The 24377-nt window shown below is 70.7% G+C and carries 23 protein-coding genes; 15 read left to right on the forward strand and 8 right to left on the reverse strand.

Translation table 11 applies throughout. From position 1 onward, the window contains the following. The first annotated feature begins 9 nt into the window (after nt 1–9). The 3 genes from ACFY3V_RS36355 to ACFY3V_RS36365 all read left to right on the forward strand — a co-directional run bounded on the left by ACFY3V_RS36355 (nt 10) and on the right by ACFY3V_RS36365 (nt 2046). The gene (locus ACFY3V_RS36355; RefSeq protein ID WP_350941266.1) at nt 10–789 is read left to right on the forward strand and encodes a phosphatase PAP2 family protein; all 780 of its coding nucleotides are present in this window, start codon (nt 10–12) and stop codon (nt 787–789) included. Between the two features lie 40 nt (nt 790–829). Beyond that, nucleotides 830–1495, forward strand: coding sequence for a phosphatase PAP2 family protein (locus ACFY3V_RS36360; protein WP_362906666.1), 666 nt, complete (start codon nt 830–832; stop codon nt 1493–1495). Nucleotides 1496–1785: 290 nt separating this feature from the next. Continuing rightward, nucleotides 1786–2046: a hypothetical protein gene (locus ACFY3V_RS36365; RefSeq protein ID WP_362906668.1), complete on the forward strand. Its 261-nt coding sequence runs from the start codon at nt 1786–1788 to the stop codon at nt 2044–2046. Nucleotides 2047–2279: 233 nt separating this feature from the next. On the opposite strand, the gene ACFY3V_RS36370 is transcribed toward ACFY3V_RS36365, so the two are convergent. Further along, complete coding sequence (locus ACFY3V_RS36370; protein WP_389779774.1) at nt 2280–4184, reverse strand: glycoside hydrolase family 15 protein; 1905 nt, start codon at nt 4182–4184, stop codon at nt 2280–2282. Nucleotides 4185–4443: 259 nt separating this feature from the next. Here ACFY3V_RS36370 and ACFY3V_RS36375 point away from each other — a divergent pair, with 259 nt between their 5' ends. Beyond that, the gene (locus tag ACFY3V_RS36375; RefSeq protein ID WP_389779776.1) at nt 4444–5394 is read left to right on the forward strand and encodes a hypothetical protein; all 951 of its coding nucleotides are present in this window, start codon (nt 4444–4446) and stop codon (nt 5392–5394) included. 81 nt (nt 5395–5475) lie between these two features. On the opposite strand, the gene ACFY3V_RS36380 is transcribed toward ACFY3V_RS36375, so the two are convergent. After that, complete coding sequence (locus tag ACFY3V_RS36380) at nt 5476–6438, reverse strand: AraC family transcriptional regulator (protein ID WP_362906674.1); 963 nt, start codon at nt 6436–6438, stop codon at nt 5476–5478. An 89-nt stretch (nt 6439–6527) separates the two neighbouring features. Between ACFY3V_RS36380 and ACFY3V_RS36385 the strand changes: the two genes are divergently transcribed. The 5 genes from ACFY3V_RS36385 to ACFY3V_RS36405 all read left to right on the forward strand — a co-directional run bounded on the left by ACFY3V_RS36385 (nt 6528) and on the right by ACFY3V_RS36405 (nt 12627). Beyond that, entirely contained in the window at nt 6528–7040 is a 513-nt protein-coding gene (locus tag ACFY3V_RS36385) for a DUF1772 domain-containing protein (protein WP_389779779.1), read from the forward strand. A gap of 331 nt (nt 7041–7371) precedes the next feature. Beyond that, a complete protein-coding gene (locus tag ACFY3V_RS36390; protein ID WP_350941276.1) occupies nt 7372–8058 on the forward strand; it encodes a response regulator transcription factor in 687 nt (228 codons plus the stop codon). Continuing rightward, entirely contained in the window at nt 8055–9746 is a 1692-nt protein-coding gene (locus tag ACFY3V_RS36395; protein WP_389779781.1) for a sensor histidine kinase, read from the forward strand. Before ACFY3V_RS36390 ends, ACFY3V_RS36395 begins: the two co-directional genes overlap by 4 nt. A 209-nt stretch (nt 9747–9955) precedes the next feature. Further along, nucleotides 9956–11095: a serine hydrolase gene (locus tag ACFY3V_RS36400; RefSeq protein ID WP_362906680.1), complete on the forward strand. Its 1140-nt coding sequence runs from the start codon at nt 9956–9958 to the stop codon at nt 11093–11095. A 236-nt stretch (nt 11096–11331) separates the two neighbouring features. Next, nucleotides 11332–12627 carry a hypothetical protein gene (locus tag ACFY3V_RS36405; RefSeq protein ID WP_389779784.1) on the forward strand — a complete coding sequence of 432 codons (1296 nt, stop codon included), beginning with the start codon at nt 11332–11334 and terminating at the stop codon, nt 12625–12627. Between the two features lie 195 nt (nt 12628–12822). On the opposite strand, the gene ACFY3V_RS36410 is transcribed toward ACFY3V_RS36405, so the two are convergent. The 4 genes from ACFY3V_RS36410 to ACFY3V_RS36425 all read right to left on the reverse strand — a co-directional run bounded on the left by ACFY3V_RS36410 (nt 12823) and on the right by ACFY3V_RS36425 (nt 17497). Further along, nucleotides 12823–13854 carry an ABC transporter ATP-binding protein gene (locus ACFY3V_RS36410; protein WP_350941283.1) on the reverse strand — a complete coding sequence of 344 codons (1032 nt, stop codon included), beginning with the start codon at nt 13852–13854 and terminating at the stop codon, nt 12823–12825. Beyond that, nucleotides 13851–14585, reverse strand: coding sequence for an ABC transporter permease (locus ACFY3V_RS36415; protein ID WP_362906725.1), 735 nt, complete (start codon nt 14583–14585; stop codon nt 13851–13853). Before ACFY3V_RS36415 ends, ACFY3V_RS36410 begins: the two co-directional genes overlap by 4 nt. 226 nt (nt 14586–14811) lie before the next feature. Then, nucleotides 14812–15219, reverse strand: coding sequence for a helix-turn-helix transcriptional regulator (locus tag ACFY3V_RS36420; protein WP_362906684.1), 408 nt, complete (start codon nt 15217–15219; stop codon nt 14812–14814). A gap of 118 nt (nt 15220–15337) precedes the next feature. Continuing rightward, on the reverse strand, nt 15338–17497 hold the full coding sequence (locus tag ACFY3V_RS36425; RefSeq protein WP_389779787.1) for an ATP-dependent RecD-like DNA helicase: 2160 nt from the start codon (nt 17495–17497) through the stop codon (nt 15338–15340). Between the two features lie 632 nt (nt 17498–18129). Between ACFY3V_RS36425 and ACFY3V_RS36430 the strand changes: the two genes are divergently transcribed. After that, nucleotides 18130–18513 (forward strand): hypothetical protein, encoded by a 384-nt coding sequence (locus tag ACFY3V_RS36430; protein WP_389779789.1) that lies wholly within the window; start codon nt 18130–18132, stop codon nt 18511–18513. Between the two features lie 157 nt (nt 18514–18670). Further along, on the forward strand, nt 18671–19141 hold the full coding sequence (locus ACFY3V_RS36435; RefSeq protein ID WP_389779791.1) for a hypothetical protein: 471 nt from the start codon (nt 18671–18673) through the stop codon (nt 19139–19141). Between the two features lie 205 nt (nt 19142–19346). Here the strand turns inward: ACFY3V_RS36435 and ACFY3V_RS36440 are convergent, their stop codons facing one another. Beyond that, a complete protein-coding gene (locus tag ACFY3V_RS36440; RefSeq protein WP_389779793.1) occupies nt 19347–20351 on the reverse strand; it encodes a helix-turn-helix transcriptional regulator in 1005 nt (334 codons plus the stop codon). Between the two features lie 63 nt (nt 20352–20414). On the opposite strand from ACFY3V_RS36440, the gene ACFY3V_RS36445 reads away from it, so the two are divergent. Further along, nucleotides 20415–21524 (forward strand): epoxide hydrolase family protein, encoded by a 1110-nt coding sequence (locus ACFY3V_RS36445; RefSeq protein ID WP_362906694.1) that lies wholly within the window; start codon nt 20415–20417, stop codon nt 21522–21524. Here the strand turns inward: ACFY3V_RS36445 and ACFY3V_RS36450 are convergent. Beyond that, nucleotides 21506–21766, reverse strand: a complete 261-nt coding sequence (locus ACFY3V_RS36450; protein WP_389779795.1) for a hypothetical protein — start codon at nt 21764–21766, stop codon at nt 21506–21508. The genes ACFY3V_RS36445 and ACFY3V_RS36450 overlap by 19 nt on opposite strands. Nucleotides 21767–21948: 182 nt before the next feature. Between ACFY3V_RS36450 and ACFY3V_RS36455 the strand changes: the two genes are divergently transcribed. From ACFY3V_RS36455 to ACFY3V_RS36465, 3 genes are all read left to right on the forward strand, one after another. Then, nucleotides 21949–22872 (forward strand): helix-turn-helix transcriptional regulator, encoded by a 924-nt coding sequence (locus ACFY3V_RS36455; protein WP_362906696.1) that lies wholly within the window; start codon nt 21949–21951, stop codon nt 22870–22872. Between the two features lie 306 nt (nt 22873–23178). Next, nucleotides 23179–24150 carry a hypothetical protein gene (locus tag ACFY3V_RS36460; protein WP_389779797.1) on the forward strand — a complete coding sequence of 324 codons (972 nt, stop codon included), beginning with the start codon at nt 23179–23181 and terminating at the stop codon, nt 24148–24150. Between the two features lie 26 nt (nt 24151–24176). Further along, the gene (locus tag ACFY3V_RS36465; RefSeq protein ID WP_389779799.1) at nt 24177–24299 is read left to right on the forward strand and encodes a hypothetical protein; all 123 of its coding nucleotides are present in this window, start codon (nt 24177–24179) and stop codon (nt 24297–24299) included. Nucleotides 24300–24377: the final 78 nt, after the last annotated feature.

The raw sequence follows: 24377 nt of genomic DNA on the forward strand, positions 1-24377 counted from the left end.
CCATGAACGATGGTCAGATTTGTCGAAGGCAAGCCCTCGCCGCAGAGGAAACCCGGTAACCACGCTTCTGACCTGCGGCTGGGCGTGCGCCTGACGATGGCGCTCGTGGCAGTGGCGATCTTCACGGTGCCGTTCGTGGTGCTGCTGGTGCTCGTGAAGACCTCCTCCTCGCCGCTCAAGAGCCTCGACGAGAGCATCGCCCTGAGCCTGCACGCCCAGGCGCTGGCAAACCCCGGCTACACCACCTTCCTCAGCGTGGCCACCGAGGTGTTCGGCCCCTGGACGTGGCGTGTGCTGGTGGTGCTGGCCGCCGTCTGGCTCTGGCGCCGGGGCGCGCCGCGCCTGGGGATCTGGGCGGTCGCCACGATCACCTTCGGCGGCCTGCTGAACCTCGCCGTCAAGGAGATCGTCGACCGTGCCCGGCCCGACCTGCCGGATCCGGTGGCCTCGGCGCCCGGAGCCTCCTTCCCCTCCGGGCACGCGATGGGAGCGGCGCTGGGTACGTGCATCCTCGTGCTCCTCCTGCTGCCCTTCCTGCGGAGCACGGCCTCGCGGATCATCGCCTGGGTCGTCGCCGCGGCCATCATGGTGTTCGTCGCGTACAGCCGGATGGCGCTCGGCGTCCACTGGACCAGCGACGTGATCGCGGGGGTCGCACTGGGCGTGGTGGTCGTGGTGGGAGCGGCGGCGGGGTTCGAGGCCTGGCGCCGTGGAGAGGGCCGCAGACCCGCCGAACCACACGTGGAAGGCGTCGAACCCGAGGCGTTCCGGGAGACCCATTCGGGGTAGCTGGCGCGCCATGTCGAAAATGTCGGTGGATTTCAAAGGCGTGACACGTCTCATCCTGGCGCCGCTGGCCATCATGGCCGTGCTGACGATCGGCGTCGGCCTCCTCATCACCAAGGTCCTGCAGACGACGACCCTCATCGCGAACGACCAGGGGGTCAACGCACAGATGGCCGAGGGCCGCACGGCCCAGCTGAGCTCGATCACCGACGTGCTGTCGGGCCTGTCCGACACCCCGGTGATCATCACTGCCACCGCGCTGCTGGTCATCGGCTTCCGGCTCGCCTTCAAGCGCTGGAACGAGTCGATCTTCCTCGCGCTCGCGGTGTTCTCCCAGTCGGCGATCTTCCTGCTCGCGACCGTCTTCGCCGAGCGCAAGCGACCCGCCGTCGAGCACCTCGACCCCGCCCCGCCCACCTCCAGCTTCCCCTCCGGGCACACCAGCGCCGCGGTCGCCTTCTACTGCGGCGTCGCCCTGGTCCTGACCCTCCACACCCACCGTTTCAAGATCCTGAACGTGCTGTGGTGGGTGGTCGGCCTGGGCATTCCCCTGGGCATCGCCTACTCGCGCATGTATCGCGGCATGCACCACCTGAGCGACGTGAGCTGGGGTTTCCTGCTCGGCGCGGTCTGCATCGCGGTGGCCGCCAACGCGCTGCTGTTCCGGCCGGTGGTGCAGGAAAAAAAGAAAAAAGTTCTGAGCACGTAGCGATCCCCGGCCACGTCGGGGATCCGGGCGTCGCGAAGATCGCTGAAGCGTGGGCCGGCGGGGGTGAGAGAGGGACATTCCCACCCGCCGGACCGCTTCACATGAGACCGTTGTGAAGCAGCACCACCAAGGTTCACACCCGCTATCAGGTGTCACCAAAAGATCACTGCGCGCTACGAAGTAAGATGAAAACCTCGTTAGGGAGATTCAACTCCTCCCCTCGGGGCACGAGCAGCCAGCCGACCGGACCGAGGACGTTCGACGGCTACCCTCAAGGAAGGAAGCCGGCCATGGATCACCAGTCCGTCGTCTGCCAGAAATGCACAGGCGTTCTCCTCGCCACCGACTCCCGCACCTACACCGCACAGCGAGGACGCCTGATCCTGGCCAACGGCTACTGCACCTGTCCCGCCGAGCAGGCCCCCACCGAGCAGGCCGCGCCCCAGCAGCAGTCCCAGCCTCAGCCCGCCGCGGAGCAGCCCGCCACGCACCGGCAGCCCGCCCACCCTCAGCAGCAGCCCGCGAACCAGATCTCGATGGTGGGCGCCTAGCACCTTCTTCGAAAGGTCGCCCTTGGGAGGGGCGTCGGGGGCGTACGCGACGACGAAGCGGCGCTCAGCCGCTCAACCCCCAGGCCAGCACCACGGACAGACCGCTCGTCGCGAGCAGGCCGACGACCACCACTATGGCAATCACTCGACGGTTCATACCTGAGAGCCTAGCCAGGCATCCGGATGGTCCCGCACGTCAGCGCCCGGGTGGGGCACCAGGGGCGAGTACGGGATCATGACGGCCAGCTGGTCGGGGGCGTCCGCTCGCTCTCCGCGCGGATGATGTGGATCACCGCGTTGATGAGCGCCAGGTGGGTGAACGCCTGGGGGAAGTTGCCGAGGTGGCGCCCGGTCACCGGGTCGATCTCCTCGGCGTAGAGACCGAGGGCGCTGGCGAAGGAGAGGACCCTCTCGCACAGCCTGCGGGCCCGGGTGAGCTCCCCGATCTCCGTCAGCGCCGAGACGAGCCAGAACGAGCAGATCGCGAAGGTGCCCTCCTCCCCGCTCATGCCGTCGTCCGTGCTCTTCGTCTCGTAGCGCAGGACCAGCTCTTCGGCGGTCAGCTCGTCGGCGATGGCCAGCACGGTGGCGCGGACCCTGGGATCGTCGGGCGGCAGGAAGCGCACCAGCGGGATGAGCAGGAGCGACGCGTCGAGGGCGTCGGTGTCGTAGTGCTGCCTGAAGACCCCTCGCTCGCTGACGCCGTGGGCGCACACGTCGGCGTGGATCTCGTCGGCGACCGCCTGCCAGCGCTCGGCGAGTTCCGGCTCCTCCCTGAGCCTGGCGAGTCTCGCGCCCCTGTCGGTCGCCACCCAGCACATGACCTTCGAGGAGGTGAAGTGCTGTGGCTCGCCGCGTACCTCCCATATGCCGCGGTCGGGCTCCCGCCAGTGCCTGATGGCCGACTCGACCTGCCGCTTCAGGATGGGCCAGATCCGCTCGTCCAGGCGGTCCCGCGACCGGGTGTGGATGTAGAAGGAGTCGAGGACCGCGCCCCAGACGTCGTTCTGACGGTGCCGGTAGGCGGCGTTGCCGACCCTGACGGGCTTGGCGCCCTCGTAGCCGGACAGATGGTCGAGAACGTACTCCTCCAGCTCCAGTTCGCCGTCGATGCCGTACATGACCTGGAGTTCCTCGTCCCGTTCCGCCATATCGGCGATGAACCAGAAGAAGTCGTCGGCCTCCCAGTCGAAGCCCAGCGTGTACAGGCCCCAGAGGGCGAAGGTCGAGTCCCTGATCCAGGTGTAGCGGTAGTCCCAGTTGCGGTCGCCGCGCGGCGTCTCGGGCAGGGAGGTGGTCGCCGCCGCGATGAGGGCACCCGTGGGGGCGAAGGTGAGGCCCTTGAGGGTGAGGGCGCTGCGCTCCAGGTATCTCCGCCAGGGGTGGTCGGGGAAGGCGCCTCTGGCGAGCCAGTGCTGCCAGTGGTGGGCGGTCCACACGAGCCGGTGGTAGGCGTCCTCGAAGGTGTACGGCGGCTCGTGCATGGTCCACGACAGCGCGCAGAAGCGCGTGTCGCCCTCCTTGAGCAGGGTGCGCGCCATCGCGCGCCCGCCCTCGAACCCCAGCCGCATGTCGGTGGTGAGCCGCAGCTCCAGGCTCTCCCCCTCCGCCGTCGCGACGCCCTGCTGGTAGCCCCTGTCGGTGTACGCCCAGTCGGCGGACTTGCGCCCGTAGTCGAAGATCGGCTCGCAGTCGAGCGTGACCTGCGCCTCCCCGCTGACGCACCGGACCGTGCGGAGCAGCACGTGGGAGGCGTCGTAGTCGGTCGGCGCCCTCCTGTGCGTATGGGAGAGCTCGGCCTCGTCGTGGTGCCAGGGCCCCATGAGCAGCACGTCGCGCACGATGATCCAGCCGGTGGGGGTGCCCCAGCTCGTCTCCAGGACCATGGTGCCCGGCAGGTAGCGGCGCGCGGCGGGCACTCTCAGATCGGCGGGGCCGAGCCGGAAGCCCCCCGCGCCCCGGTCGAGGAGTGCGGCGAAGACGCTGGGGGAGTCCATCCGTGGCAGGCAGAGCCACTCGATGTTCCCGCTCGGGGCGACCAGCGCGGTGGTCTCGCAGTCGGACAGGAACCCGTAGTCGGCGATGGGCGGGAAAGGGGAGGGACCGGGCAGCTGGTGCACGGGTGAGTTCCCTGTCATCAGTTCTCCTTGAGCCTGGAGACCTCCGCCTTCGAACGGAGAGGACCGTCAGGCGCCCTTCCTACCCCGCCTGCCGCTTTCAGGCACGTCTTTCACCCGGATATCCGCCGCTCAGGAAGCGATGGCTCGGTCCATCAATGATTCCCCGCGATGTCTCATAAGTCACATTATTCCCAGTCGTGTGTGAACTTTTCGGACATGCTGGTGTCGAATCTGCTATTAAGATGCCCGACCAAGGTTCACATCAGAGAGGGTCATCGTGGGGCGCGACGACATCCAGGGATCGTACGAAGAGGATCCTCGCGAGCAGACCGGTCCCCTCGGACCGGCCCAGCGGGAACCCGAACGCCCCGCCGGCGACGTGCTGTCGGACGGATGGAACGAGATCGACCTTCCGGACCCCGTACCGGGCGACGGATCTCAGGTGATCGTCCACGTGGACGGGTCCCGGGAGATCATCCGGACCGACGGCTCCCGGGAGATGGTCTATCTCGACGAGCGTCGCGAGACAGGGGACACCGACGTCACCTCCGACGGCCCCCTCTACCGCGACGAGGACGAGGAGACGCCGACGCGCGGTTTCCTGGGATCGGGCTGGCGGGAGGACCCCGACCCCTACGAGGATCGCCGCCGCAAAGGCAGGAGCAGGAGCAGAATCCTGCTCGCGGTCGTGGGTGGCGTCGTGGTCGCGGGAGTCGCGGGCGGCTGGATGCTCTCCGCCTCCGTGAACGGGCAGCCCGACACCAAGTGCTCACCCGGCGCGCGGTGCTCGGTGGCCGACATGCCGAAGCTGCCCTCCGAGACACCGGCCCCCGGGCCCGAGGAGACGACGGAACCATCGGAGGAGGCGCCCACGGCCGAGGAGCCGACGACCGCCCCCACCCGGGCACCCCGGGCCCAGGAGCCCTCCACCCGTCCGTCGCCGACCCGCAGCGCCCCGCCGAGGGAGACCCGCCCGACGCGGACCGCCGAGGAGAGCGAGCAGGAGGAGGCCTCCCGGGAGAACTCGACCCCGCGAGCGCGGATCACCTCGGAACCCGCCCCCTCGCAGACCGGCCAGACCCCCACCGAGAGCGCCGAACCGAGCCGGCAGCCGACGACGGCACCACCGACGCAGGACACCGGAACGAACGACAACTCGGGTGGCGGAGGCGGCGGTGGTGGAGGTGGCGGTGGTGGCGGCGGTCTGCTCGACTGGCTGTTCCGGTAGGCCGTCACACCGCCATGGCCGGAGAAACCAGATCCGGGTGAGCCGGATCCGGGGGAGCCGGTCATCGGGTCGTGCCCCCGGTCAACGTGCGGAGCCGGTCCGCCGGGAATTCCCGACCCCGGCCCGGTGCTCCTGAGGGCTGACGCCGCGTTCGCGCTTGAAGGCGACACTGAGCGCGAACGCGCTGCCGTACCCGACCTGCGTCGCCACCGCGCCGACGGTCGCGTCGGTCTCGCGCAGCAGGTCGGCGGCCATGGCGAGCCTCCAGCCCGTGAGGAACGTCATGGGCGGCTCGCCCACCAACTCGGTGAAGCGGCGAGCCAGGGCCGCGCGGGAGACACCGGCCCCGGCGGCGAGCGCGGCCACCGTCCAGGGGTGGGCCGGGTTGTTGTGCAGCATGCGGAGAGCCTTGCCCACCACGGGGTCGCCGTGGGCGCGATACCAGGCGGGCGCCCCGGCCTCGGGGCGGGAGAACCAGGCCCGCAGGACGGCGATGAGCAGCAGGTCGAGCAGCCGGTCGAGAACGGCCTCCTGGCCCGGATCGTCCTTGACGATCTCGTCGCCGAGCAGCGGGACGATCGGGCAGTCCCAGGCGTCCTCCCGAAGGACCAGCAGCGAGGGCAGCGCCTCCAGCAGACGGCTGCTGATCTCCCCGCGCATCTGGTAGGCACCGGTGAGGAGCACCGCTGACCCGTCGGGGCTGTTGCCCCAGGTGCGGATGCCCAGGTCCATCTCCTGAGCCAGGCTCCGCCCGTCGACGGTGGTGCAGTGCTGGCCCGGATGGATCACCACGTCGGGCGGTGTGGCCGGATCGCAGGCGACCGTGTAGGGGTCGGGGCCGAGGACGATCGCGACGTCCCCCGGCCCCAGACGCACCGGGTCGCCGTCGTCGGGGACCACCCACGCCTCACCCCGGACCACCGCCGTCAGGGCGAGCGGTGCCCGGTCCTGGACGCGCAGGGACCAGGGCGGGCTCAGGATCGAACGGAGCAGGAACGCTCCCCTGGCCCTCGGACCGTCCAGAAAGTCGGTGAGTGCGTCCACACCTTCACCGTAGACGCTGAAACATGGAAACGCGCTTCTCGACCATGGACCGTCTCAATCCACGCCGGTTCACTGGTCCCATGACTGCGATGTCGCTCTTCCGAGGCCCCGCGCTGGTCGCGGCGGCCATCACCATGGGACTCATGGCGGGTCTCTTCTACGCCTACACCTGCTCCGTCATGCCCGGCCTGGCCCGGACGGACGACCGGACCTTCGTGAGCGCGATGCAGCGGATCAACGTGGCGATCCTCAACGGCTGGTTCGCCGCCTGCTTCGGCGGCACGCTGGTACTGACCGTCCTCGCCGCGGCGCTGCACCTCTCCCAGGACGCGCGGCCCGTGCTGCCCTGGATCGTGGCCGCGCTCGTCCTCTACGTGGTGACGCTCGCCGTCACGATGGGGATCAACGTGCCGCTGAACAACGCCCTCGACGCGGCCGGGGACCCCGACCGCGTCACCGACCTCGCGGCGGTGCGGACGAGGTTCGAGGCGGCCTGGGTGCGCTGGAACCTCGTCCGCACGCTGACGTGCGTGGCCGCCTTCGGCTGCCTCGCCTGGGCCCTTGTCGTGTACGGGCGCACCGGGCTGCCGAACGGATCGTGACCGGGCGGGTCGGTCGGAGGAAGGCGTGGCCGGGCAGACAACGACTCGGGGGCACGACCGGGCAGATGGTGGCCCGGAGATGACCGGGCGGGTCGGTCGGAGGAAGGCGTGGCCAGGTAGACAACGGCTCGGGGGCACGACCGGGCGGTGGTGCCCCGGATTGTGACCGGGACCCGGTGGGGCTGCCCGGTCCGTGTGGACTTCTGCCAGGATGCCGTCTGTCGCCGCCTCCCGCCCCGGAGTGGATCGGCACACCCAGCGGATCGGCACCTCCGGGGAGGCCGGTTCCGCCCCCCGCATCCTGACCACTGACACGCACGGGAGCCCTTCGATGACCGGGTACCGGATCCTCGCCGTCGACGACGACCCCGCGATCCTGCGCTCGTTACGGCGCGGCCTGCGCCTGGAGGGCTTCGGCGTGGAGACCGCGGACTCCGGCGAGCGGGCCCTGGAACTGGCCGAAGGCACCGCGCCCGACGCGATCGTCCTCGATGTCTCGATGCCCGGACTGTCGGGCATCGAGGTGTGCGCCCGCCTGCGGGCACGCGGAACGGAGGTTCCGGTACTGATGCTGTCGGCGATGGACGAGGTCGCCGACCGGGTGGCGGGGCTGGCCGCGGGAGCCGACGACTACGTCGTCAAGCCTTTCGACCTCGGTGAACTGGTCCTACGGCTGCGTGCCCTGCTGCGCAGGGCCGGGCGGGCGGCCGGCGAGACGGTCCGGGTGGGCCCGCTCACGGTCGACCCGACCGCCCGCCGGGTCACCGTGAGCGGCAGGGAGGTCGAGCTGACCCGCCGGGAGTTCGACCTGCTGGAGGTACTCGCGTACAACGCGGGGGTCGTACTGTCCAGGTCGGTGCTGCTGGAACGGGTCTGGGGGTACGACTTCGAGGTGACCGGCAACGCCGTGGACACCTTCGTGAGCTACCTGCGGCGCAAGCTGGAGGCCGGGGGTGAGCCGCGCGTGGTGCACACGGTGCGCGGGGTCGGGTTCGTGGTGCGGGACGGGCACCGGTGAGGCTCTCCACCCGGTTCGCGGCCTGCCTGGCCACGCTCGTCCCGCTGCTGGTGCTGCTGGGCGGCCTGCTCGTACTGAACCTGGTCTCCCGCGACCTGCGCGCCGAGCGGGACGAGCAGATGGCGACGCGGGCGCACGCGCTGGCGCCGCTCGCCACCTCGTACTCCTGGCGCGTCCGCATGACCCCCCGCCTACCGCCGGACCTCATCGCGCAACGACTCGCCGGGGCCGCCGCCATGGGGGCCGGCAGCCCCGGCGGGATACGCGTCGAGATACCGGGGAGCACGTCGTTCGACATGGGAGAGGTACCGGCCACGACACCCGCCGTGGCCGGTGAGGGACCGGCCACCTTCGGCGAAGGCGCGCGGGAATGGCGATTCGTGGTGTCCGACCTGGGCCCGCGAGGGGGCGCGGGCCGCCTGTGGGTGTTCGAGTCCGAGGAGCACCTCGACCGGCGGCTCGGAGTGCTCCGCAGCCGGTTGGCGCTGGTCACCCTGATCTCGGCGGGGGTGGGCGTCGTCGCCGGTCTCGCTCTCGGCAGGTTCGCGGTGCGTCCCCTGGCGGTACTTCGCGGCCAGGCGCGGGGAATCGGCGCGTCCCCCGTGGGGGAGACACGACTGGAGACCGCCTCCGGGGTCACCGAGATCGACGAACTGGCCGGCGTGCTCAACGATCTGCTGGACCGGCGTGACGCGGCGGTGACGCGCACCGGTGAGGCGTTGGAGACCGCCCGCGCCTTCGCCGCCACCGTGGCGCACGAGCTGCGGACGCCGCTGACCAGCATGGGCACCAACCTGGAGTTGCTCGGCCACCCCGGACTGGATCCGGTGGAGCGCGCCGAGATCGTCGCCGATCTGAGTGCGGAACACGGCCGGACACAGCGGCTGATCACGATGCTGCGCCGGCTGGCGCGCGGCGAGCTGGTCGAGCCCGCGGCCTTCGCCGAGACCGATCTGGCGGAGATCACCGCCGTCGCCGTCGAGGAGGCGCGGCGCCGCCACCCGAGGGCTGCGATCGCCTTCTCCCCCACGGCCGACCTGCCGGTACGGGGATGGGCCGAAGGACTCCGGATGATCGTGGACAACCTCCTCGACAACGCCGCGATCCACGGCACGGATGCCCCGGACCACCCTGGCGGTAAGGACAGGGTGGTCCGCCCTGATGGCGCGGACAGCGCGGACGCCGTGAGCGGCCTGGACAGAGCGAACAACACAGACAGCACAGACCACACGGACAGCGGCATGGGCAGTACGAGTGCCAGGGACGGCACAGACCGTACGGACAGCGGCATGGGCGGCACGAGTGCCAGGGACGGCACCGAGGACACCGAGGACACCGAGCGTGCCACGATCACGGTGACGCTGTCCGCCGACGGTACGGTCGCCGTACTCGCCGTTCAGGACGCGGGACCGGGGATACCGCTCGCCGAACGCGACTCCGTCTTCACCAGGTTCCACCGCCGACCCGGCAGCCCGGGTTCGGGCCTCGGTCTCACCCTCATCCGCCAGCAGGTGGCTCTGCACGGCGGCACGGTCACGGTGACCGACCCTGAACAGGGCCGCGGAACGCGCGTCGAGGTGCGGCTGCCCGCCTCGTCTCCCCTCTCCCCCCGCTCCCCGACGCGACCCGACGAGCGTCCTCCCGAGGTCGGCTCCTGGCTCACCGAGCCGCGCCGGTCCCCGCCGTAGACCCGCTGAATCTCCGCCGTGGACCGTGCGGGAGATTTGCTGGATCTCCGCGTAGTCCGTGCCGGAGATCCGCCGTGGGCATGCCGAAGTCCCGCAGTGGGGCTGCCGGAGATCCGCCGTGGGGCGTGCCAGAAATCTGCCAAGAAAGTGCGTCATGATCCCCGCCGTACGCGAGCGGCTCACCCCGCCACCGAACCCACGGAGGGAACATGAACATCCATCGCCTGCGAGTACCCGCGATCGCGACGGTCGCCGCACTCACGCTGATCGGCTCGGCGGCTCCGGCCGGAGCCCTGGCCATGACATCGGCCTCCCTCGCACCGGCCTCGTCGCCGTCCGCGCCGGTCGTCGCCGAGGCCGGTGCCTTCGACCTCGTACGACCATCGGCGAATCCGGTCAGACTGCGGAGCGACCCGAGAAAGCTCTCGGTGACCTACACCTACGAGGGCGACGAGCGCACCCTCGACGACTTCCTCGCGCGCACGAAGACCAACGGCTTCGTCGTCCTGGACGGCCAGAAGATCGTGGACGAGCGCTACGTCGAGGCCGACCGCAACACCCGGTTCCAGTCCTGGTCGATGGCGAAGTCCTTCACGTCGGCCGCGATCGGCATCGCCCTGCAGGAGGGCCACATCCGCTCGATCGACGACCAGGTCACCCGTTACCTTCCCGAACTGCGCGGCTCCGGCTACGACGGGGTGTCCATCCGCAACCTGCTGCGCATGTCGTCGGGGATCGCCTGGGACGAGCGCTCCGACATCCCCAAGGTGCAGATGGCCGTGAAGCGGGGCCGGTCGGTCGAGAAGCTGGCGGCGCGGCAGGTGCGCGGCTGGAAGCCCGGCAGCAGGTTCGAGTACACCAGCATGAACTCCTTCGTGCTCGCCGACATCGTCAGCCGCGCCACGGGCACGCCGTACCACCGGTACGTGGAGAAGAAGATCTGGCAGCCCGCCGGCATGGAGTCCACGGCGCGTATCGAGAAGGACACCACCGGCGACAGCCTCGGCTACTGCTGCTACCACGCCACCGACCGCGACTTCGCCCGGTTCGGCCTGCTCTACCTGCGTGACGGCAAGGCGGCGGGGCGCCAGGTCGTGCCGAGCGCCTGGGTGAAGAAGTCGACCACGCCCTCCGCCTCCTTCAACGCCGGCTACGGGCTGCACTGGTGGCTCGGTGACGGCGACGAGGGCGACTTCATGGCCGCCGGGTTCGGCGGGCAGTACGTCTACGTCTCGCCCAAGCACGGCGTGGTCGTCGTCAAGTCGACCGTCTCCACCTCGGCCCACGACCAGCGCGAGGCGCTGGTCGCGTTCCGCGCCGTGGCCGCCGAGGTGGCGAAGAGCCGCTGACGACGACCCACCCGCACGGGGACGGAAGCCGGATCGGCCGGGGGCCGACCGCGAGGACAGGCCGGGGGACGGCGCGTCCTTCCTGCCTTCCGCCGGAGGCATCGGCATCGGAGCTCCGGGCCAAAGGTCCGGCATCAAGGTTCCGGAACCGGGCCTCCGACATCGGAGCTCAGGCATCAGGCTCCGGCATCCCCGTGCCGTCGAAAACACCTATCGCAAACAGGGGGACATCTCACATGACCAGCACGAAATCCGGCCCTCGGCGCTCTCCTCGCCTTCGAGGGCTGCTCGCAGCGTTGGGAGTCGGCGCGCTCATCGCCTCTCCGCTCCCACAGGCCGCCGCCGCGACCGCCGCACCGCCGGTGACACCGGACTGCTCCTGGAAACTCCGGGTGAGCGCGGACACCGTCAACGTCTTCTTCCCCGACACCGCGGCGTCGTACTGGGTGCTGCCGTTCACGGTTCAGGACCGTCTGCGGATCAAGCTCTCGGGTGAGTACGCGGACAGCCGGTACACCTCGTTCAACGTGTACAAGGACGGCGGAGGGTCGTTCACGTTCAACGGTGTCGGCTCGTCGCTGCCCGACCACCTCATCGACCCGGACCCGGGCAGTGTCAACCCGTGGCAGCAGCAGGCGGAGCCAGGCGGGCGTTACACGGTGACCGTGAGCTCCGACGCGGCTCCCGGCCAGGTCAACACGCTTCCCCTCGCTCCCGAGGGCACCGCGGAGGGCGCGGACGGCTACGTTCTGCTGAGGGCCTACCTGCCGGCCGACGGCGACTTCTCGCAGGTGCCGCTGCCGTCGGTCACCTTCGAACGCGACGGCGTCTCCACGCCGGTACCCCGGTGTGAGAGCACCGACACACCCACGCAGGCGCAGATGGAGGCGCTCGAAGGACTCCGCATGGACCCGCCGCTCGCCGAGCCGGAGCCGATGAGGTTCGCCCGCGTGAAACTCGACACGCGGCGCGTCGGCGGCTTCCCGAACGCGGACGCCGCCTACCTCAGCGCGACCGTCCCCCCACCGGCCGACCGCGAGGTCGTCGTCGTCCGGGGCAAGGCGCCGCGCGCCTCCGCCGGTTCCCACCCCTCGCCGTGGCCGGGGACGGACAAGGACGTGCGCTACTGGTCCATGTGCACGAACCTCACCTTCCCGCTGCTCCCCGTGGTGGTGAACAACCTGCCGAACGGGACGGTCAGCTACGGGTGCCGCAGCGACGACGAGACCGCGCTGGACTCCACCGGCCACTACACGTACGTGATCGGCAGGGAGTCGCAGCGCGCGGCGATCGAGAGGATTCCGGGGGTGACCTTCCTGCCGTTCTCCACGACGCAGCCGAGGGCCGCGCACACCGTCCTGCTCCGCAACATGGTGGTGGACGAGAACTTCGCCGAGGCCGTCCAGAACGTCCCCGAGGACGGTGACCCGGCCTCCGCCGCCGCCGTGATGGGCCCGTATCACCCGAAGGTCTCGGTCTGCTCGCTCGCCGACCTGGCCTCGGGCGGCCCGCGGAACTGCCCGCCGGTCTAGGCGTCCGCCGCCCGCCGGTCCAAGCGTCCGCCGGGGCGAGTCCCGTCAAGGGGGCGGGGATTCGCCCCGGCGGACAGGGTCGTGTACGGCGAGCACGGGCCGGTTCTTTCTCGCCTTCGCTCGCCGCGGCCCCACGCCCGCCCGGCCGTCCGGCTCTCGGCTACCCACCCGGCTCTCGGGCCGCACGGCTGCCGATCACGATGGGTAGGCGTGGGTCTCGGTGGCCTTGACCGACGCCCAGATCCGCTGCCCGGGGGTGAGGTCGAGATCCGCGACGGCGGCGGGGGTGACGTCCGCGGAGGCGGTGATGGGTCCCTCCAGGTGGATGCGGACGCATGAGCCGTGCCGTTCGATACCCTCGATCGTGGCCTCCCAGAGATTGCGCGGGGTGCCGTCGGGACGGGTCCGGTAGAGCGCGACCGCGCCGGGCCGGAAGGCGACGAACGCGGGGCCCTCCAGGTTCTCGGCGACGCTGAAACGCACCTCACCGACGGTGACCTGCCGTTCGGCGGCGAGTCCCCGATAGAGGTTGAGGCCGACCAGACGGGCGACGTAGTCGGTGCGCGGGCGGCGGGCGACCTCGGCGGGGGCGCCGCGCTGCACGACGGCGCCGTTCTCGATGACGACCAGCTGGTCGGCGAGCACCATGGCGTCCAGCGGGTCGTGGGTGACCAGGACGGTCGCGCCCTCGAAGTCGGCCAGGTGGCGGCGGAGCCGGGAGCGGATCTCCAGGCGGGTGTGGGCGTCGAGGGCGGCCAGTGGTTCGTCCAGCAGCAGCAGGCGGGGGCCGACGGCGAGGGCACGGGCCAGTGCGACGCGCTGGGCCTGACCGCCCGACAGCTGCCGGGGTTTCGCCGCGGCGTACCCGGCCAGGCCGACGCGTTCCAGCCAGGCGGCGGCACCGCGCCGCGCCTCCGCTCTGGAGGCGCCGCGGCAACGAGGTCCGAAGGCGACGTTGTCCAGGACGGACAGGTGTGGGAAGAGCAGGTAGTCCTGGAAGACCATGCCGATCGGGCGACGTTCGGACGCCAGGGGGTGCAGCGCCTCACCGTCCAGGAGGATCCGCCCGCCGGACAGGGCGGTGAGCCCGGCCAGCGCGCGCAGCGCGGTGGTCTTGCCCGCGCCGTTGGGACCGAGCAGTGCGACGACCTGACCGGCCGCGACCTCCAGTTCGATGTCCAGGCGGAAGCGGGGCCGGGTGACGACGAGATGGGCGTCGAGGGTCACGGGCCGCTCACCCACCGGTCGCGCAGGCCGGCCAGGATGATCACCGAGACGGCGAGCAGGACAAGGCTGAGCACGATCGCGGCCTCGGGTTCGGTCTCCAGGGCGAGGTACACGGCCAGCGGCATGGTCTGGGTCTGGCCGGGGAAGTTGCCGGCGAAGGTGATGGTGGCCCCGAACTCGCCCAGCGCGCGGGCCCAGCACAGCACGGCTCCCGCGACGATGCCCGGGACGATCAGGGGCAGGGTGACACGGCGGAAGATCACCCAGCGGGAGGCGCCCAGCGTCGCGGCGGCCTCCTCGAACCGCAGGTCGGCGGCGCGCAGCGCACCCTCGACGCTGATGACCAGGAACGGCATGGCGACGAACGTCTCGGCGACGACGACCCCGGCCGTGGTGAACGGCAGGGTGATGCCGAAGGTGGAGTCCAGCCACTGACCGACCAGGCCGCGCCGTCCCAGGACGAGCAGCAGGGCGACCCCGCCGACCACCGGGGGCAGCACGAGGGGGACGGTGACCAGCGCCCGTACCAGGCGACGGCCGGGGAAGTCGACCCGGGCCAGCAGCCACGCCAGCGGCACGCCGAGCAGCAGGCACACCAGCGTGGCCACGGTCGCGCTCACCAGCGACAGGCGCAGTGCCTCCAGCACCTGCGGCTCGCCCAGCCTCTCCAGCAGGGTGGACCAGGGGGCGCGCGTCAGCAGCCCGACCAGCGGCAGCGTCAGGAAGACCATGCCCGCCACGGCCGGCAGCACCAGCACCCAGGGCAGACGGCCCGCCACCCCGCCGTCGCGCACCCCACCGCCCGCACCACCGTTGGCCGGACCGCCGCGTACCCCACCGGGGAGGTCTCCCGGCACGCCGCCGGACGGGCCGTTTGGAACGGCGCCGGCCGGGCCACCCGCTACCCCGTCGGCCGGGCCACCCGTTACGCCGCCGGACGGACCACTCACGGCGCCGTCAACTCGTCGTACGGGCGTGGTCGGCGATCTCCACGACCACGTTGGTGGACTTGATCACGGCGACGGCCGTCACCCCCACCGCCAGGCCCAGCTCGTCGGCGGCCTGGCGGCTCATCAACGACACCACCCGGTACGGTCCCGCGGCGATCTCCACCTGGGCCATCACCGCGTCCCTGATCACTTCGGTCACGATCCCGCGGAAGCGGTTTCTGGCCGAGGAGTGCCCCGTGCCCTCCTCGGACTCGATCCGGGCACGTGCGAACGCCGCCAGATCGACCCCCTCCACCATCCGGTGGCCGTGCTCGTCCCGCCGGGCCGCGAGCCGTCCGGCGTCCACCCACCGGCGGACGGTGTCGGGGCTCACTCCCAGCAGCGCGGCGGCCTCGCTGATCCGAAACGTCGTCACGAGCAATCACCATACCTTCGCATATTCCTACCTAGGACCCACTCCCCCATGGCATTAGCGTCGAGATTCGTCCTCCCGCCGTGGTGCGAGGCATCGGGCCGCGGCAGGCCCTCGAAGGTCAGTCGGGGGCGATCTCGTAGTGGAGGCCCGCGCCGAGGCTCAGCGCGAGCCTGCGGGCGAGCCCTGTGTTGCGGCGGTGGTCCAGCCGGTTGACGGCCATCTCCAGGGCCTTGCGCTCGCCGACGACGACCACCCACGACCGTGCCCGGGTGAGCAGGGTGTAGAGCAGCTTGCGGCGCAGCATGACGCCCCCGGACTCGGTGACGAGCGGCGCGACCACGAAGGGATACTCGCTGCCCTGGGAACGGTGGACGCTGATGGCGTACGTGTGGGTCAGCTCGTCGAGCTCGCCGAAGCCGTACTTCACGGTCTGCCCGTCGTCGGTGCGGATCTCGACGACCCTCTCCTCGGGGGTGATGGCGGTGACCGTACCGGTGTCGCCGTTGAAGACGCCCTTGTCGTAGTTGTTGCGGATCGGCATGACACGGTCGCCGACCCGGAAGGCGGAGGCGCCCGACCAGTGTTCGGCGACCCCCTCACGAGCGGGGTTGAGCCGTTCCTGGATCATCCTGCCGAGTTCGGCCGTCCCCGTCAGGCCCCTGCGCATCGGGCACAGGACCTGGACCTGGTCCGGGCTCACCCCCTGCTTGCGGGGGATCGCCACCGTCGCCAGGTGCAGCACCCGCTCGGCGACCTGCTCGGGGTCGTCGACCTCCTCGAACCAGAAGCCTCCCCCGCCGGGAGTCGCGGGCACCTCACCCGCCCTCACCCGGCGGGCGGCCCGGATGATCCCGCTGCCCTCCGCCTGGCGGAAGACGCGGGTCAGGCGCATCCGCGCGATCGTCTCGACGCGCAGCAGGTCGGCGAGCACGCTGCCGGGGGCGATGCTGGGAAGCTGGTCGCTGTCGCCCACGATCAACAGGTGGCTGCCGGGCGATATGGCCGCGGTGAGGCGGGTGGCCAGGCTCAGGTCCAGCATGGACGCCTCGTCGACCACGATCAGGTCGGCCTGCGCGGGCGTCTGCTCGAACAGCGTGCCGCTGTCGGGATCCGGCTGGTGGGCCAGCATCCGGTGCACGGTCATGGCGGGCAGGCCGGTGAGTTCCGACAGGCGCTTGGCCGCCTTGCCGGTCGGCGCGGTGAGGGTCACCGTGCCGCCCATCGCCCGCACGGTCGCCGCGATGGTCTTGACGGTGTGGCTCTTCCCGCAGCCCGGACCGCCGGTGAGGATGGAGACGGTACTGGTGAGCGCCATGTTCACCGCCGCCCGCTGGTCCTCGTCCAGCCCGGGATCCTCCTGGAAGGTGCGCATGGGCAGCGTCGAGGGAGCCTCCCAGAGCCTGGTCAGCTGGTCGGCGAGCGTGATCTCACGGCTGTGGGTCTCCTTCAGATAGACCACGGCCGTCGCGTGGCCGTCGGGCGACGCCTCGACGACCACGCGTCGGTCGGCGACGAGTGCGTCGACCATCCGCGCGACGAGGTCGTGGTCCTGCTCGACGAGCTCCGCGGACTGGGCGATCAGCGCGATCAGGCGTACGTAGCAGTGTCCGTCGCGGCTCGCCGCCGTCTCCAGCCTGTCCAGGATCGCCGCCTTGACCCGCTGCGGGCTGTCCTCCGCGACCCCGGAGCGCAGCGCGATCCTGTCCGCCGTGGCGAAGGCGATGCCCCTCACCTTGCCGATGAGCCGGTACGGGTCGGAGGTGAGCACCTCTCCCGAGTCGGCCCCGAAGACCTGGTATATCTTCGCCGCGAGCAGCGGGCTGATCCCGAAACCCTGCAGGACCACCATGAGCTCGGCGATCGCCTTCTGCTCCTGCCAGGCGTCGGCGATCTGGGCCTGCCGGGCGGGGCCGATGTTGACGACCTCGGTGAGCCGTCCCGGCTCGGTGTCGATGACCGTCAGCGTCGCCTCGCCGAAGTGGCTCACGATGGCGTGGGCGAGCCTCGGCCCGATGCCGCGGATCAGGCCGGAGCCCAGATAGATGCGGATGGCCCGGACCGTGGCCGGAACCAGCCGCTCGCACGCGACGACCTCGAAGCGCCTGCCGTACCGCGGGTGGTCGCCCCAGTCACCGACGAGCCTGAGCGTCTCCCCCGGCTGGACCCCGCCAAGGGCCCGGCCGGAGGCGACGAAGCCGGGCATGCCCTCGGCGCTCATCCGCGCGATCGTGTACTCGTCCTCGCGGACGTACACCAGTTGCTCGACAGATGCCTCCACGGCAGAAAACAACCCCCGTACCGGCTCACCTCATCCTTCGCACATCAGACCAGCTCACCCGGTGTCCCCACAAGCCGTCGCCGCCCGCCCGCACCCCGGGCCGCCGTCGTGGCGGGCTGGGGTGGTGACGGGCGACGACGGGCGGTGCCGGGCACGCCGGGACCGCTGGATGTGACGTACGAATCGTCGGCGCGGGCGAGCCACCGACGGCGGTGAGGGCCGGACCGCTACGCGCCAGGCTCACCTGGTGCCCGCCGGTGGAGGTGCCCCCCGAACGACCCGCGATCCGTCAGCCGCCGATGGCCCTGGGCCCCGGACCGGGAGGCATCGGTGCCGGATACGCCGGATACGGAGGCCGCCCCGGTCCGGGAGGCAGCGGAGCGGGGTACGGAGGCCGCACGCCCGGATACGGAGGCCGCGGATACGGAGGCCGTGGGTACGGATACGGGTACGGAGGCCGCGGATATGGATACGGAGGGCGCCAGCCCGGATACGGTGGCCGCCAGCCAGGATAGGGGGGACGCCAGCCCGGATACGGAGGCGGGTACCCGGTCGGGTAACCGGGGTAGCCACCTGGGTAACCCGTCACGGGCACGCAGTCGTACTGCGGGCACGGCGTGGTGAAGCACTGCTTGGGCGAGGGGACGCAGATGCGGCCCGGACCGCAGTTGATCCCCGCGCACGGCGATCCCGGAACGCACGTACCGGTCGTCTGCGCGGCGGCGACCGACCGGGCCGCCGAAGCGGCCGGCGCCACCTCCGCCCAGGCCCTGGTCGCGATGGCGGGTGATCCGGCCGCCGCGACCGCGACCAGGATCGGGATCAGTTTTCGAAGCATTTTTCCCCCAGATGTCATGATCGGTTATGACTCTCCGACGATGCTGACACCGGCCTTACCTGCTAACGGCAAACTGGATCCCAGCAAGTCGGATGGCTTGTCGGGAGTCGGATTTCGACGCTGTCGCACCGATGGAAATCCAGTGGTTTCACTCCTTTTCGCACTCGTCGATCCGTGAGGAGGTCCGCTCACAGGTCATGAACGGAAGCCGACGTAACCCCGAGCCGGCACCACGGGCGATCAGGCTTCCTCGGAAATCGGACGGCCCGCGACCCTTGACGTTAACTTGAAGCGGTGGAGTGATTACCCACAGTGATTACGGTGCATGAGGTCACATGCCAATCAACCCTCAGCACCAACGGGAGCACCCCATGCACACCCGCACCACTGCGACGGCGCTGGCCGCGTTCGGCCTTCTCGCCACCCTGACCACCGTCGGCGCCACCGCCACCACCGCCGTCGCCGCCACCGCCCCGGCCCCCTGCGCGCAGGAGCAGCTCGCGCTGATGAACGCCGAGGACGCCCTCACCGACGTCGACGCCCTACCGGAGGTCAAGGCCGCTCACGCCGCCCTGATGAAGGCCGGTGCCGCCGCGAACATCGACCAGCTCTCCCAGAAGGTGGCCCTGCAGCAGCTCGGGGTCAAGGCTCCGGCGCTGGACCCCGCCGCGAAGAAGATGGTGGAGGCATACAACGCCGCCGGAGCCAAGTACGTGCAGGTGCGCGACGCCGCGCTCATGAAGATCGCGCCGAAGCGTCAGAACTCCAGGGACACGCTCAAGAAGTGCCTCGTCGCCCACTCGTGAACCCGGCACTCGTGAACCCGACCGGGTGAGACGGACCGGAGTCCCCGAGGCCGCGACCGGGGCGACATGCCCCCGGCGATCGGGGACTCCGACCGGATCCGCGCGGAAGGCGGCGTTCGACGACGGCCCGACGACGACTCGACGCGGAAGGCCGCGCTCGACGACGACCACCCGGCGGTTTCCGAAGGCGGTTCCTTAAAAGACGTCACCCCTCCGCAAAAGACCTCACCCCTCCGCGCGGACCGGCGTGGACCGGTGTGGAGCGGGCGTAGCGGGCCGCGAGGGCCCGCATGTGCTCGACGAGCTCCGGGGGCTCGGTGACCTCGAAGTCCAGATCGAGCATGCCGAGATACACGGCGATCACGTGCAGGCTGTCCGCGCCGGTGTTCAGCACGCAGGTGTGCTCGTCCACGGCCTCCACCACGCCGACCGCGGGGTTGACGCGCTCGGTCACGACGTCGGCGGGCGCGTGGACGACGACCCGTGCCCGGTGGCGCCAGGCCGCCGCCGAGACTCCGCGCGCGACGTACGCGGCCGCGCCGCCCTCCGGCGGATCGCGGGGCGGAAAGCGCGGGCCGGTGGGGGTGCGCGGTTCGACGCGATCCATCCGGAAGGTGCGCCAGTCCTGACGGTCGACGTCCCAGGCGACGAGATACCAGCGGCGTCCCCACGCCACGAGCCGATGCGGTTCGACGATCCGTACACTGGCCGACCCGTCGTGGGCGCGGTAGTCGAACCGTACCCGTTCCCCGTCGCGGCAGGCGGCGGCGAGCACGGTCAGCACCTCGGGGTCGACCACCGGGCCCGGACTGTCCGCGGGCACGGGTTCGACGTAGGTCTGCAACGCGTTGACCCGGTGGCGCAACCGGGAGGGGAGCACCTGCTCAAGCTTGGCGAGGGCTCGCACCGACGTCTCCTCGATGCCGGCGACGGTGCCTCCGGCTGCGGTCCGCAGGCCGACCGCCACCGCGACCACCTCCTCGTCGTCGAGCAGGAGCGGCGGCATGACGGTTCCCGCGCCCAGGCGGTAGCCCCCGTCGGTGCCCCGCGTCGCGTTCACGGGATATCCGAGCTCGCGCAGCCGGTCGACGTCGCGGCGCACGGTCCGCTCGCTCACGCCCAGCCGATCGGCGAGGGTCGCGCCGGGCCAGTCCTTCCTGGCCTGCAACAACGACAGCAGGCGCAGCAACCGCGCCGAGGTTTCCAACATGTCCCCAACCCTGCCAGTACTTCAGGACAGAAGCTGACCGGAAGGGTCCGTAGTGTTCCGATCATGAGCGAAAACGCCGAGATCAAGCCCTTCCGCATCGACATCCCGCAGGCCAGGCTGGACGACCTCCACGATCGGCTCGACCGCACCCTCTGGCCCGACGAGCTGCCGGACGCCGGCTGGGACTACGGCGTCCCCGTGGAATACGTGCGGAACCTGGCCGAATACTGGCGCCACGAGTACGACTGGCGGGCCCACGAGGCCGAGATCAACCGGCACCCGCAGTTCACCACCGAGATCGACGGGCAGAACATCCACTTCCTGCACATCCGCTCGCGACACGAGAACGCCCTGCCGCTGATCCTCACGCACGGCTGGCCCGGCTCGATCGTGGAGTACCTGAAGCTCATCGAGCCGCTCACCGACCCCGAGGACCCGGCGCGGGCGTTCCACCTGGTCATCCCCTCGCTGCCCGGCTTCGGCCTCTCCGGCCCGACCAGGGAGAAGGGCTGGAACCGGTACCGCATCGCCGGGGCGTGGGCGGAGCTGATGCGGCGGCTGGGCTACGACCGCTACGGCGCCGTCGGCAACGACGGCGGCTCGCTCATCTCCCCCGAGGTCGGGCGGATCGACCCCGAACACGTCGTCGGCGTGCACGTCACCCAGCTCTTCTCCTTCCCCTCCGGCGATCCGGCCGAGTTCGAGAGGATCACCCCGGAGGACCAGAAGGCCCTGGAGGTGCTGCAGGAGTTCTACGACACCAAGATGTCGTTCAACACGCTGCACTCGCAGCAGCCGCAGACCCTGTCATACGCGATCTTCGACTCGCCCACCGGGCTGCTCGGCTGGAACTCGCAGTTGTTCGGCGACGGCGTCGACGCCGACTTCATCCTGACCAACACGATGCTCTACTGGCTGACCGGCACCGCGACGTCGGCCACCCGGCTCTACTACGAGGACGCGCGCGCCGAACACCCCACCGAGCCCACGAAGACGCCGACCGGCCTCGCGATGTTCGACGGTGACTTCGTGTCCATGCGCACGTTCGCCGAGCGCGACCACACGAACATCGTGCACTGGAAGTCGTACGACCGCGGCGGCCACTACGCCGCTCACATCGTGCCCGACGTGCTCGCCGAAGACCTGCGCACCTTCTACGACGGCCTGCGCTGATCCCCGCTCCGCCACCGGCCGCTCGCCATGACGCCGCCGTCGCCGGCCGGTCCGCTCACGAAAGCCGGGGACGGCGGACCGGCGGGCGGACCGGCGGATGGACCGGCGAGGTGGTAGACGGCGTCCGGTGTCGCGTCGACCCAGCACCGCCGGGTGAAGGCGAAGGGAGTGAGATCGAGCCCGGCAAGCGGATTTCGCGGCTCTGAGGTGGCGTTCATGGACTCTCCTGGAAGTGCGCTCACGAACTCTCCTTGAGGTAACGGACCGGAAGCGACGTTCAAGGGCTCTCCTCGAAGCGGAGGACCGAATCGTCGATGGGGGACGCGCTCATCCTGGAGGCCGGGGTTCGGGTGAGCCAGACCCCGCCGATCCCTACCCCGGCGGGGTGAGGTACGGATCGCCGGCGGCGCGCATACTCGGTTGCATGAACAAGCACGGCCATCTCGCGGACTTCCTGCAGACACGCCGAGGCCAGTTGCGGCCGGAGGACGTCGGGCTGCGGACCTACGGCGAGCGGCGCCGGGTTCCCGGGCTGCGGCGGGAGGAACTCGCGATGCTCGCGGGCATCAGCGCGCCCTACTACACGCGCCTGGAGCAGGGCCAGTCACACAACGCCTCGCGCGAGGTGCTCGACGCCATAGCGAACGCCCTGCGGCTGGACGAGTCCGAGCGGGCCCATCTGCACGCCCTGGCCCGCGCACCGAGACGGGGCGGACTCTCGGGTCGGCCGCGTACCGAACGCATCACCCCGGCGACCGGCGCTCTGCTGACGGCCCTCGGGAGCACACCCGCCATCGTGATCGGCCGCCGCAGCGATGTCCTGGCCTGGAACCGCGAGGGCCACGGACTGTTCGCCGGCCATCTCGACCGGGACGGCCCGAACGTCCCCGGCCGGCGGCCGAACATGGCCAGGCTGGTGTTCCTCGACGCGCACACCCGTGACCTGTACGCCGACTGGCCCGCCAAGGCCAGGGCCGTGGTGGGCAACCTGCGCCTGACGGCCGGGAGACATCCAGACGATCCGCTGCTGGCCGAGTTGATCGGTGAGCTGACCATGCGCAGTCCTGAGTTCGCCGCGATGTGGGCCGACCACCGGGTCCTGGCCTGTGACGTCGCCGACTACGAGATGCGCCACCCCCTGGTCGGGACGTTGACGGTCACCCAGCAGACGCTGCAGAGCCCGCAGGGGAACGGTCCGGCCCTCGTGGTGGCCACAGCCGCCCCCGGCTCCCCCTCGGCGACGGCTCTGGCACTGCTCTCCCAGGCCATCGCACCGCGAGAAGCGTCGCAGGAGACAACACCGGAAGCGACCCGGCCTCGCCTCGGCGCGGAGACCCGTACCGTCTGACCCGAGCCCCTCCACCGGCCGAGGAGGCCGGGCGCGTCCGAGCACGTCCGGGCTCGTCTGGTCGCGGCGCGTGTCCACCACGCCCTCCCTCCACCGTGCCGCCCCGCCCTCCCCTCCACCGTGCCTCCCGTCGAGACCGGCCTCGCGCTCGACGACCCGGTGGCACGGTCTGTACCGCCTACCTGCCGCCCCCGCGGCCGCCCCATGCCCGCCGGTCGGCGGCAGGATCACGACCTCCCTCCGAACCCCCTCTCGACCACGGCACCGCGCCGCGGCTGCCGCATGCCGGAAAACAGTGAAGGAACCATGTCCAAGCGAAGCATCAAGATCACCATGTCGGCTCTTCTCATGGCCACGGCCACCATGACCGCGACCGCGCCGGCCAACGCGACGTCTCCCAAAGGGCCACTGACGGACGTGCGGATCGCCACCCACTTCGACCTGTCGGCGGGCCAGATGCCGGAGAACATCGCGCTGCTGCCCGACGGCACGGCGAACATCACCTTCGCCGCCAGCCGCCAGGTGGCCCAGGTCACCCCCGGGGGCAAGACGCGCATCCTGGCGACACTGCCCGCGCCCGCCGACGGCGGGGTCAACACGCCGATCCTCGGCTTCCCGCTGGCCACCGGCATCGCCCACACCTCGGACGGCACCGTGTACGTGCTGTACGCGACCGGTACGGCCGACCTGACGGGGCTGTGGCGGCTGCGCCACGGCAAGGCCCCTCGGCGCATCGCCGCGCTGCCCGCGAACGGCCTGCCCAACGGGCTGGCACTGGACGGGAAGGGCGAGCGGCTCTACATCACCGACTCCGTGCTCGGCACCGTGTGGACCGTCCCCGTCACCGGCGGCACGCCCACCGCCTGGTCCACCGCTCCCGAACTCGCCTCCACCGGTTTCCTCGGGGCCAACGGCGCGAAGGTACGTGGCGGTGCCCTGTGGGTGACCAACCTCGACCGGGGCACTCTCCTGCGCATTCCGATCCGCCCCGGAAACCGGGCGGGAACGCCGCAGGTCAAGGCGTCCGGCCTGGTCGGTATCGACGATTTCACCTTCACCGGTCACGGCGACGAGATCCTCGCGGCTCTCAACGCCCCCAACACGGTCGTGCGCATCAAGTCCGACGGCACCAGCACCACCGTTCTGGACACCGGCGACGGACTTCAGAACCCCACCTCCGTCGCCCTGCGCGGCGATGACGTGTACGTCCTCAGCGCCGCCTACACCACGGCCACCGACCCCAACCTGCTGCGCGCACGCCTGCGCAAGCACCCGTAAACCCGCCACGGTACGAATACCCGGGCATGGTCACGGCCACCGTGACCATGCCCTACCTCCAAGGAAGTGTGGCCCACCACGGTACGGATAACAGGGCACTCATCATGGACGACGTCACTCCCGACGACATAGAGGCGCCCCAGGTCTAGGCGACGAACGGACCGGTCCCGTCATCGGCGGCCGGTCCTTCGTCATGCCCACGGCCGGCCGGCCCGCGGACGGCGGCT

The sequence above is a fragment of the Streptosporangium sp. NPDC000095 genome, from assembly GCF_042899335.1.
Classification (GTDB): domain Bacteria; phylum Actinomycetota; class Actinomycetes; order Streptosporangiales; family Streptosporangiaceae; genus Streptosporangium.

Coding starts and splice junctions, on each gene's coding strand:
- ACFY3V_RS36435 (WP_389779791.1), top strand. CDS start 18,671: ATGCCAATCAACCCTCAGCACCAACGGGAGCACCCCATGCACACCCGC.
- ACFY3V_RS36445 (WP_362906694.1), top strand. CDS start 20,415: ATGAGCGAAAACGCCGAGATCAAGCCCTTCCGCATCGACATCCCGCAG.
- ACFY3V_RS36455 (WP_362906696.1), top strand. CDS start 21,949: ATGAACAAGCACGGCCATCTCGCGGACTTCCTGCAGACACGCCGAGGC.
- ACFY3V_RS36405 (WP_389779784.1), top strand. CDS start 11,332: ATGACCAGCACGAAATCCGGCCCTCGGCGCTCTCCTCGCCTTCGAGGG.
- ACFY3V_RS36390 (WP_350941276.1), top strand. CDS start 7,372: ATGACCGGGTACCGGATCCTCGCCGTCGACGACGACCCCGCGATCCTG.
- ACFY3V_RS36415 (WP_362906725.1), bottom strand. CDS start 14,585: ATGGTCTTCCTGACGCTGCCGCTGGTCGGGCTGCTGACGCGCGCCCCC.
- ACFY3V_RS36440 (WP_389779793.1), bottom strand. CDS start 20,351: ATGTTGGAAACCTCGGCGCGGTTGCTGCGCCTGCTGTCGTTGTTGCAG.
- ACFY3V_RS36370 (WP_389779774.1), bottom strand. CDS start 4,184: ATGACAGGGAACTCACCCGTGCACCAGCTGCCCGGTCCCTCCCCTTTC.
- ACFY3V_RS36460 (WP_389779797.1), top strand. CDS start 23,179: ATGTCCAAGCGAAGCATCAAGATCACCATGTCGGCTCTTCTCATGGCC.
- ACFY3V_RS36385 (WP_389779779.1), top strand. CDS start 6,528: ATGTCGCTCTTCCGAGGCCCCGCGCTGGTCGCGGCGGCCATCACCATG.
- ACFY3V_RS36365 (WP_362906668.1), top strand. CDS start 1,786: ATGGATCACCAGTCCGTCGTCTGCCAGAAATGCACAGGCGTTCTCCTC.
- ACFY3V_RS36465 (WP_389779799.1), top strand. CDS start 24,177: ATGGTCACGGCCACCGTGACCATGCCCTACCTCCAAGGAAGTGTGGCC.
- ACFY3V_RS36355 (WP_350941266.1), top strand. CDS start 10: ATGGTCAGATTTGTCGAAGGCAAGCCCTCGCCGCAGAGGAAACCCGGT.
- ACFY3V_RS36400 (WP_362906680.1), top strand. CDS start 9,956: ATGAACATCCATCGCCTGCGAGTACCCGCGATCGCGACGGTCGCCGCA.